The 9,180-nt window shown below is 47.5% G+C and carries 6 protein-coding genes and 1 pseudogene; 2 read left to right on the top strand and 5 right to left on the bottom strand.

All coding sequences use genetic code 11. From position 1 onward, the window contains the following. Positions 1-1,095: amidohydrolase family protein (locus ACTXGO_RS06865; RefSeq protein ID WP_443573802.1), on the top strand; the 1,095-nt coding region annotated here is incomplete at its 5' end. Between the two features lie 47 nt (positions 1,096-1,142). Here the strand turns inward: ACTXGO_RS06865 and ACTXGO_RS06870 are convergent. Continuing rightward, positions 1,143-2,075: a DMT family transporter gene (locus ACTXGO_RS06870; RefSeq protein ID WP_443573804.1), complete on the bottom strand. Its 933-nt coding sequence runs from the start codon at positions 2,073-2,075 to the stop codon at positions 1,143-1,145. A gap of 572 nt (positions 2,076-2,647) precedes the next feature. Between ACTXGO_RS06870 and ACTXGO_RS06875 the strand changes: the two genes are divergently transcribed. Continuing rightward, positions 2,648-3,253, top strand: coding sequence for a YceI family protein (locus tag ACTXGO_RS06875; RefSeq protein ID WP_443543524.1), 606 nt, complete (start codon positions 2,648-2,650; stop codon positions 3,251-3,253). Positions 3,254-3,399: 146 nt separating this feature from the next. On the opposite strand, the gene ACTXGO_RS06880 is transcribed toward ACTXGO_RS06875, so the two are convergent. From ACTXGO_RS06880 to ACTXGO_RS06895, 4 genes and pseudogenes are all read right to left on the bottom strand, one after another. Beyond that, positions 3,400-4,020, bottom strand: coding sequence for a YceI family protein (locus ACTXGO_RS06880; protein ID WP_443573806.1), 621 nt, complete (start codon positions 4,018-4,020; stop codon positions 3,400-3,402). Between the two features lie 107 nt (positions 4,021-4,127). Then, positions 4,128-7,259, bottom strand: coding sequence for an efflux RND transporter permease subunit (locus ACTXGO_RS06885; protein WP_443573808.1), 3,132 nt, complete (start codon positions 7,257-7,259; stop codon positions 4,128-4,130). Next, positions 7,256-8,575, bottom strand: a complete 1,320-nt coding sequence (locus tag ACTXGO_RS06890) for an efflux RND transporter periplasmic adaptor subunit (protein ID WP_443543518.1) — start codon at positions 8,573-8,575, stop codon at positions 7,256-7,258. The genes ACTXGO_RS06885 and ACTXGO_RS06890 overlap by 4 nt, the downstream gene beginning before the upstream one ends. Before the next feature lie 287 nt (positions 8,576-8,862). Next, positions 8,863-9,180: pseudogene (locus tag ACTXGO_RS06895) on the bottom strand (hypothetical protein); the annotation flags it as partial.

Raw genomic sequence — 9,180 nt, forward strand, 5'->3', positions numbered from 1 at the left:
AAAGGCAACTTTGTCTGTTCAGGGTTTTTTGAGAGTCATATTCATCTGGATAAAGCCTGTATTTTAGACCGTTGTAGCGTAGAAAAAGGCACGCTTGATGAGGCCGTCGAACAGACGGGCAAGGCCAAAGAGAACTTTACTACCCAAGATGTATTCGAGCGCGCCTCAAGAGTTTTAGAGATGGCGATAAAAAAAGGTACCGTCGGTCTGCGCACCTTTGTAGAGACTGATGAAAAGACTGAAATGCGTGCTTTTGACGCTATCAAAAAGGCGCGCGATAAATATGCCTTTGCTATCGATGTTGAGATATGCGTCTTTGCCCAGTCAGGACTAACGACCAAACCCAAAACCCTTAAACTACTTAAACAAGCGCTGGAGCAAGGCGCGGATCTGATAGGCGGCTGCCCTTACAAAGACGACAACCCAGACGAGCATATCGAGCTGATATTCGATATCGCTCAAGAGTATGACGTCGATGTTGACTTTCATTTAGATTTTGATTTGGATCCTAAAGACTCTAGCATTCCAAAAGTGGTAGAGGAGACCATCAAACGTGGTTATCAAGGCCGCGTCTCTATCGGACATGTGACCAAGCTTGCGGCGATGGACAAGATGAAGCGCGGTGAGATGGCAGGACTACTCAAACAGGCGGATATTGCCCTAATTGTGCTGCCTGCTACTGATATCTACATCAATGGCAGTAATTACGAAGCGCTTATCCCTAGAGGCACGGTCAATGCCAATCCGTTCGCAGAGTTGGGCGTTAAAACCATGATCTCAAGCAACAACATATTAAATGCCTTTACCCCTTTTGGCGATGCGTCGCTCATACGCATGGCGAATATGTACGCCAATATCGCGCAATTATCTACCGATGATGAGATTGCAGATGCCTTTGATATGATCACTCAAAACGCCGCCAAACTATTATCTATGCAGAGCCAGATAGTGGTTGGCGCGCCAGCAACGCTGGTAATACTAGAAGCCAAAGACGAGATCGAAGCCATCCGTACCAATGCGCAAGCGCTAGCGGGCTTTAAAAACGGTAAGCAAACCTTCAACAACGCGGCCGCTGAGATTTATTTTTTAGAATGATTTTAAAGGATTTAAAAAAAGCGCTTATTGATAAGTCAGCATAAAGCCTACTTTGATAGCCTAGCCATCTTCATACCGCCCCAAGTGACTAGCATCACACCGAGGGCGATCAAAGCGCCGCCTAAGATTAACCCCTCAGGCGGCGCTTCGCCTTGCAAGAGAACAGCGACGGGCACGCCAACGATAGCACCGACAGCGCCAAGTAGGCTTAGTAGCACAGGCCCACCCGTTTTTTGTAGTACAAATAGCAGGACAAACTGCACCGCAAAGATGATAGCTTGCACAAGGATTAATAGTATTGAGTGAGTATTGTCTAACGAGACTATAAGTGAAAAACTAGGCAGTACCCCTACTAGGCCGAGCATAATAGCCGCGGCGATCAGCATGCCAGGCGCGAGTGCAATAGGTGAGGCATCATCCGGCCAGCGAAGCGTGCGATAAATATTACCAATCGCTAGCAGCACAGGGCCACAAAGCGCGATTAAGATCCAAAAGACGCTGGTATCTGGCGTCGCAAATTTACGCGCTGCCAGTACACCAACGCCTATAAGCGCAGCGGCGACACCGAGCGCGCGCACTGTACTAAAGCGCTCGATACTCAGCATAAGCGCGCCCAAATAAGTCAGCAGCGGCGGCAAGGAGATTATCAGCGCCACAAAACCTGCGCCTACGTGTGGAATAGCGGAGAAAAATATCAAGTTTGAGCCTGCGACGCTGACCAAAGCGGCAACGATGTAATACTCAAAACTACGCTTGCTTGGCGCTAATAGCTCGCCTCTCATATAGGCGACGACAAGCAAGATAATGACCGCACCCGCAATTGACCAAAATAAAAAAGCCAGTGGTGTTAGTCCAATCTCATCTGCGTACTTGGCTAAGTTGGTTGAGATACCAAGCAATGCCCCGCCCAAAAGCAGACAGGTCAGCGCTATGAGCCAAGCATTATTTTTGATAAAAGACTGTTTAATCGGTTCACTCATAAAGGATAGTCACCGTCTAAAAGCCGTTTTAAATATAAAACCAATAAATATAGTCCGTTTAATCTGAAGGCGATACAGGGAAATTGAGATATGTTTTTGCAGTATCAGGTAGCGTAGGCACAGTACGCAAGAAAAAATTGTTTTAATTTTGCCCTGTAATATAGTCGATATACTGTAAAAATGTTATAGCGCTGCTGGTATGAATTTTGCGCAGCCTCTGGGGACGCAGCACGCAAGTAAAATTTATACCAGCAGCGCGTTCAAATCTATAACCGTTTTGCATTCAACTAACTATAAGACGTCTCTGTTTTATTGGGTATCGATCTTAGAACATGACAGCTTAAACCAGTAAAAGGGAATACAGTAACCAAAATATAACAACACCACACAATCATCTATTCTAGTAATCAACAAGATTGCTAAATATTTGCTAAACTAATAACGCATTTCGGTAAGATAAGCTAAACGATAAAGATTTTAGTTATTTTGGCTTTTATACCAAAATGAATAACGAAATTATAGTCTTCGAATGCTCATTAATAACCTCTTACAGTATACAAGGATAACTTATTATGAATTTATCAATTAAAACATTAAAACGTACTATTGCTATCACTGCGGTCAGTAGTCTTGGCATGCTTAGCGTACTAGGTCATAGCGCCATATATGAGCTTGACCCAAGCCATACCGCAGCCCGTTTTACTGTTGATCATTTTGGCACCTCTACCAATGCTGGTGGATTTTATGGTTTGACAGGTATGATTGATTATCAGCCAGAGGCTCAAAAGGGCTTTGTAGGTATCACTATTCCTATGGGTAGCTTGAGCACAGGAATCAAAGGCTTTGATAAGCATCTCAAATCTGCTGATTTTTTTGATGTTGCCAAGTACCCTACCGCTTATTTTAAGTCAACATCATGGCAGTTTGATGGTGAAGAGGTACAGACAGTAAAAGGCGATCTAACGCTGCATGGTCAGACGCACCCTATCACGCTCACCGCGACCAAATTCAACTGCTATGACAGTCCAGCACTTGAGACTCAAGTATGTGGCGGCGATTTTGAGACTACTATTGATCGCACTAAGTGGGGTCTTACCACCTATACCGATGGCGGTATGATGAAAGACATTAAGCTCGTTATACAAGTAGAAGCGAGTCTAAAAGATGGTAACTCGTAACCTAAATGTCTACTAATACGCTTTTTATGATTGCGCTCTTTAGCGACCAGTTATAAAAAACGCGCTATTTTAATAAAAAGGTATCAATTTGCTTGATACCTTTTTTATTGCCAGCTTTTTGCCTGTTAATGAACCTATAAAACGCCCTACTGCCTTGCCGCTTCTATTTGAATCATCAAATCTACTTTTTCAGTCATCCCAAGCAAGGTGTATTTGCTAATGCCCCATTTGGTGCGATCGATGGTCGTGGTAAAGTCGCCACCGCAAACACGCGCTTTTAGAATAGGACTCAGATAACAATTAAATTTGGTCGCCGTCAAAGTTACCGGATGGGTCTGCCCGCGTAGGGTCAGATTACCATCTACGCGAGTGACTTGTGGCGAGCTGGCATCACTAAAGTACCATTTACTCGAATTAAAATACGCTGCTGGATACTTGTCGATATCGAAAAATTCATCACTTTTAAGTACAATATCAAAGGCGGTATTGCCTGTCATTAACGTATTCATCGGAATAATGAGGGCGATATCCCCTGTTTTGGCCTGCGGGCTGTACTCGAGTTGACCGGTTAGATTATAAAACCCGCCCGTATTGGTTGACGTACCAAAATGATCGATAGCGAAGCGGACATTGGCATGCGTGGGATCGATATTATAGGTGGCGGCGTAGCTTATACTGCTGATGCCGATGCCAGCAGCCGCTAATAATAAAGCAGCTATTGGCTTGCCAAAGTACGCTTGTATTTGAGGAAATAAAAGAAATTTCATAGCGGCCTTCCTTGTCATATAGAGTTATTCCATTGCTAGTTGAAACAATAGCACGATTTAGCTCCATGACTCGTATAGATATGCTTGTATTACTATGTTGATTCTACTCATATCTCATTCGACGTCACCTGTGTATCCTGCTTTAGCATATTTGCACTGTCATCGGTTTTACCATGCGGCCTAAGCCATCTGGCAAACCAGTTCGATAAATCATCCATAAGCGTATATACCACAGGGATGACAACTAGGCTAAGTAAAGTAGAAGTCACCAGCCCGCCCAATACCGCTGCCGCCATCGGACGCCTAAAGGTCGGATCAGCATCACCCCAACCAAATACTAATGGCAACATGCCAGCGCCCATCGCGATCGTCGTCATGATAATCGGGCGCGCGCGTTTACGACACGCATCAATGATAGCTTCAAAACGCGCCAAACCGCGATTTTGCGCGATGATGGCGTAATCGACAAGTAAGATTGAGTTCTTGGTTGCGATACCCATAAGCATAATGAAGCCAATCATCGATGGCATCGACAAGCTGCTGTTAGTGATAACTAAGCCGACAAAAGCGCCGCCTATCGATAGCGGTAGCGCCATTAGGATAGTAAAGGGCTGAAGCAATTTGCCGAACAGCAGAATCAGTACGCCCAAAATACAGATGATACCGACTGACATGGCGATGACAAAGCCACTAAACAGCTCGGCCATGTTTTCAGCCTGTCCTTGATCGATGATCGTAATCGACGCTGGCAGGTTTTGCATCGTCTGAGTGTTTTTGACTGCCTGTACCAACTCGCCAAGCTCGCCATTAGCGGGCTGTACGGTGATACTAATAGCGCGCTCGCGATCCAAACGCTTGATCTGCGCAGGACCGGTGCCAAAGTTTAGATCCGCCACCTCGCCGACGCGTACGCCCTGACCTGCTGGACTCATACTAGGCACGTACAGCCCTTCTAACTGATTGACGTTTTCTTTGGCAATATCAGGCAGGCGCACGACAATAGGGATCTGCCGCGTATCTAAATTAAGCTTAGATAGACGCTGCTCATAATCGCCAACGGTGGCGATACGCAAGGTCGTGGCGATATCTTGGGTGGTCACGCCTTTGTCCGCCATCGCTAACCTATCTGGGGTCACCGTCAGCTCTTGACGCGGCAGACTGCGATCGCTAGTCACTGAGCCTGCGCTCGGCAAGGCGCGAATATCAGTCATAATCTGCTGAACCGTCTGCTCTAACACCTCAGGATTGGTACTGGTCAAAGAGAAGTTGTAACCGGTCTCGCCGCCGCTCGATAACCCAACGGTAAAGCGCGCACCTGGCACCTCGGATAGTAATTGGCTTATCTTGCGCTCAATGGCTTGCTTTGAGCCACGCTCAGCGCGCGGCGCAAGTACGATATCGAGTCCTGCGATATTCTCAGCCTTATTGCCGCCAGAGTCTGAGTCCATCGATGCCTGCGCCTCGCCTACGGAGGTAAAGATATTGGTCACTTCAGGCATTGCCAAGATACGCGTACTCGCCATTTCAGCGACGCGCGCAGTATCCTCTAAGGCGACATCGGGGGTCAGCTCAATCGCCACCCGCGTCTGATCGATATCGTTGTCAGGGATAAAAGAAGTCGGCAGCAGCTTAACTAAAGCTAACGAAGCAACGAACAGCACTAAGGTTGCACCCATCGTCAGCCAGCGATGATTCAGCGTCCATGAGACGATCTTAAGATAGCGCGTCATCGTACCGCTTTGTACTTCAACGCGATGTTTTTCAGGTCGCAAGATATAGGCGGCCATCATTGGAGTAATGAGACGCGCGACCATAAGTGAGGCAAAAATCGCCAAGGCTGCCGTCCAGCCAAACTGACGGAAAAACTGCCCAACCACGCCGCCCATAAAAGCCGTTGGCAAAAACACCGCGATCAAGGTAAAGGTAGTCGCGACGACGGCTAGACCAATCTCATCCGCCGCCTCCATCGCCGCTTCATAGGGGGTCTTACCCATACGCAAGTGACGAATAATGTTTTCAACCTCGACGATGGCGTCATCGACCAAGACCCCGATAACCAACGACAAAGCCAATAAGGAGATGATGTTTAAGCTAAAATCAAACAGATACATTGCCAAAAACGTTGGAATGACGGATAACGGTAAAGCGACTGCTGCTACAAAAGTGGCGCGTACATTTTTTAAGAATAAGAAGACAACGATAACCGCCAAAATTCCGCCTTCGATAAGCATCTTAATTGAGGCATCATAATCTTGTGCGATTGGCGTGGCGCGGTCGTAGACCTTTTCGACTTCGATATTGCTCATCTCGCGGGTGAGCTTGGCAAGCTCAGCATCGACGCGCTCCATAACCTCAACTTCACTAGCGCCGCGCGAGCGGGTGATATTAAAGGCGACGACCGTTTGCCCATCGAGCTTGGCGATAGAATTTGGATCGGCTGGGCCATCAGTGATTTGTGCCAAGCGTCCTAGAGCTTGCGTACCGCCAGTGGGTACGGCAATCTGTAAGTCGTTTAGCTCACGCGCGCGCTCAACCGCACCTAATACGCGGATGGTCTGCGTCGTATTGCCGACCTCAGCTTCACCGCCTGAGCTGTCTTGTTGAATACCTGTTAGTTGCTGGGATAACTGCGAGACTGGAAACCCTAAACCGCTCAGTGCAATAGGATCGGCGGCTACGGTAATCTCACGCTCCAGACCGCCAACACGGCTTACCGTACTGACCCCTGGGATATCAGAGAGGCGCTTGGTGATCGTATCATCAACGAACCAAGACAGATCCTCGACGCTCATATTGCTAGCGGCAACTGAGTAAGTGACCACAGGAAAGCCCGCCGTCGATACCTTGGTAATAATGGGATCGTTAGCCGCAGCGGGCAGATCGCCGCGCACCTCGCCAACGGCAGAGCGCACATCATCAACGGCTTCTTGAATATCTTTTTCGAGCACAAACTCAGTAGCTATGGTCGCAGCGCCTGTCTGTAAGGTCGTGCGAATGTGCTTGACGCCCTCGATACTGGTAATACGGTTTTCAATCTTTTTGGCGACATCATTCTCAAGCTGAGAGGGCGCCGCGCCCGGCAGCGTCACGGTAACTACGACAGCTGGCAGATCGATATCAGGGAACTGCTGTACTTTCATTTGCATAAAGCCGTAAATACCGCCCAATGTGAGCAGTACAAACAGCAAGATAGCAACGAGCGGATTTCTTATCGAATAAGCAGAGACATTTAAACTCATGAGCTTGCCTGCGCACTGTTAGAGGTTTGCATAGTATTGACGATACGCACCAGATCACCCTCATTCAAAAAACTACCCCCTTGCTCGACCAGTTGACTATCCGCTGGCAGCGGCTCGGTTACTGCCACTCTATCACCAATGCGCTCACCGAGACTCACGCGCTGCTGCTTGATACGGCCTACTTTTTTCTCGTCTCTAGTCGTACGTATTTGAGTGACCAGCATGACGTAATCGTAGCCGTCATTACTGACGATAGCGCTATTAGGTACGGTTTGCATACTCTCGCTACCTAACAGAAACTCGCCTGTTTGGTACATACCCACGCGCGCAGCAGTGCTTGGCTCTAGGCTAGCATAGATAGTGATTTGCCGATTATTTGCCGCAGTCGGTGCGATGCGACTGACTTGTCCCATGACCGACTGATTATTAGGTAAACTGACTTTAACAGGCGTGCCGACAGTCACTTCACCGACCAATTTGGGATCGATATCCGCTTGCCATTCTAAGACCCCGTTTTTGATAATAGAAAATAGCGGCTCGCCGCCTGTCACTTGTCCCACTTCAATCATTTTTTCGCTGATGATACCGCTGACTGGCGCAGTAACGGTTGCATTATCTAAGGTCAAGCGCTGACTACTCAAACGTGCTTGTGCCGCCTGTAGCGCCGCTTTTGCCCGCAGCTCTGAGGTGCGATAGCGATCGGCTTCTTGACGACTTATAGCATCGATATCGATGAGCGGTAGCACGCGCGCGGCATCGGCGATAGCATTGGCAAGGGTCGCTTGCGCTTCTGCAACATCTGCTTCGGCCTGCAATACCTGTTGCTCCATAGCGTCGGTATCAAATATCGCTAGCACTTGCCCTGCTTTTACCCGATCGCCTTCTTCGACTAAGATACGCTCGATAGCGACGCCATTGACTTTGGCGCTGACATTAGCCGTGTCTTTGGCACTAATAGTACCGTCTGCGCTTAAGGTGTTGCCGATACTATCTTGGCTTGGCATAACGGTTTCTACTGACAAGACCGCTTGGGCGGCATCAAATGCATCGCTGCCTACGTTATCACTTTGCGCACTATTGGCAGCGACTGGCTCATCAATAACTGGCTCATCCTCTCCCCAGTACCTACCTAATAAGACACCTGCAATCAGCACCGCGATCAATACAGGCCACAACCAAGCAGGTGTTTTGGATACTGACTTTTGCGTCGTGACTGGCTGACGATAAGGCGGTAGCTCAGTGTTAGCGGCAGGCTCAGTAGCATTTGAAATAGTAGCAGGATCTTGCTTATGATTAGGGTCTTGATGGTCACTCATAATCGGTCTCTACGGATAAGCACAGGGTAAAAAAGGGGTGAACACTCGTTTTTCTATAAAGATAGTTTATATGATTATCAGCGTTTAGCCTTGTAGTCTATCGTACTAGCAGGTCAATTACGGCTGTATTTACACCATCACTGCATAAGCGAAAGTTATCGACAAAAGCTGGAATAAGCATTTTATAGTAAGGGCTATTATGTAGAAAGGCGTAAGTAAATATGACTATTAAATAAGATATAGGGCTTTGAGAATAATAGAAGGGTCTCAAAAAGGTAAGGTACTACCTATAAGCCGCGCTCTTCAAACTTATCGACCAAAGTTAATGCACCAGTTAAGGCCTTTGCGCTACACCAACTCAAAATATCTCCCGGCAGACGAATGGCTTTGCGATTGACGATCCAAAAGTCAGTCAGATCGCTGTTTTGTTCACTGAGCAGTTGCGCGATTAACTTACCATTTAAGTGCGTCAAAGAAACACCATGACCGATACAGCCGCAAGTATAGATAATTTTGTTAGTATTTAGATAGCCAATCTCTGGCGTCATATCTAGATTCACTGAGGTCGGGCCGCCCCATCTATAAGCGATTTTGACGTCCTGTAA

It is taken from the genome of Psychrobacter sp. T6-1 (genome assembly GCF_052258445.1).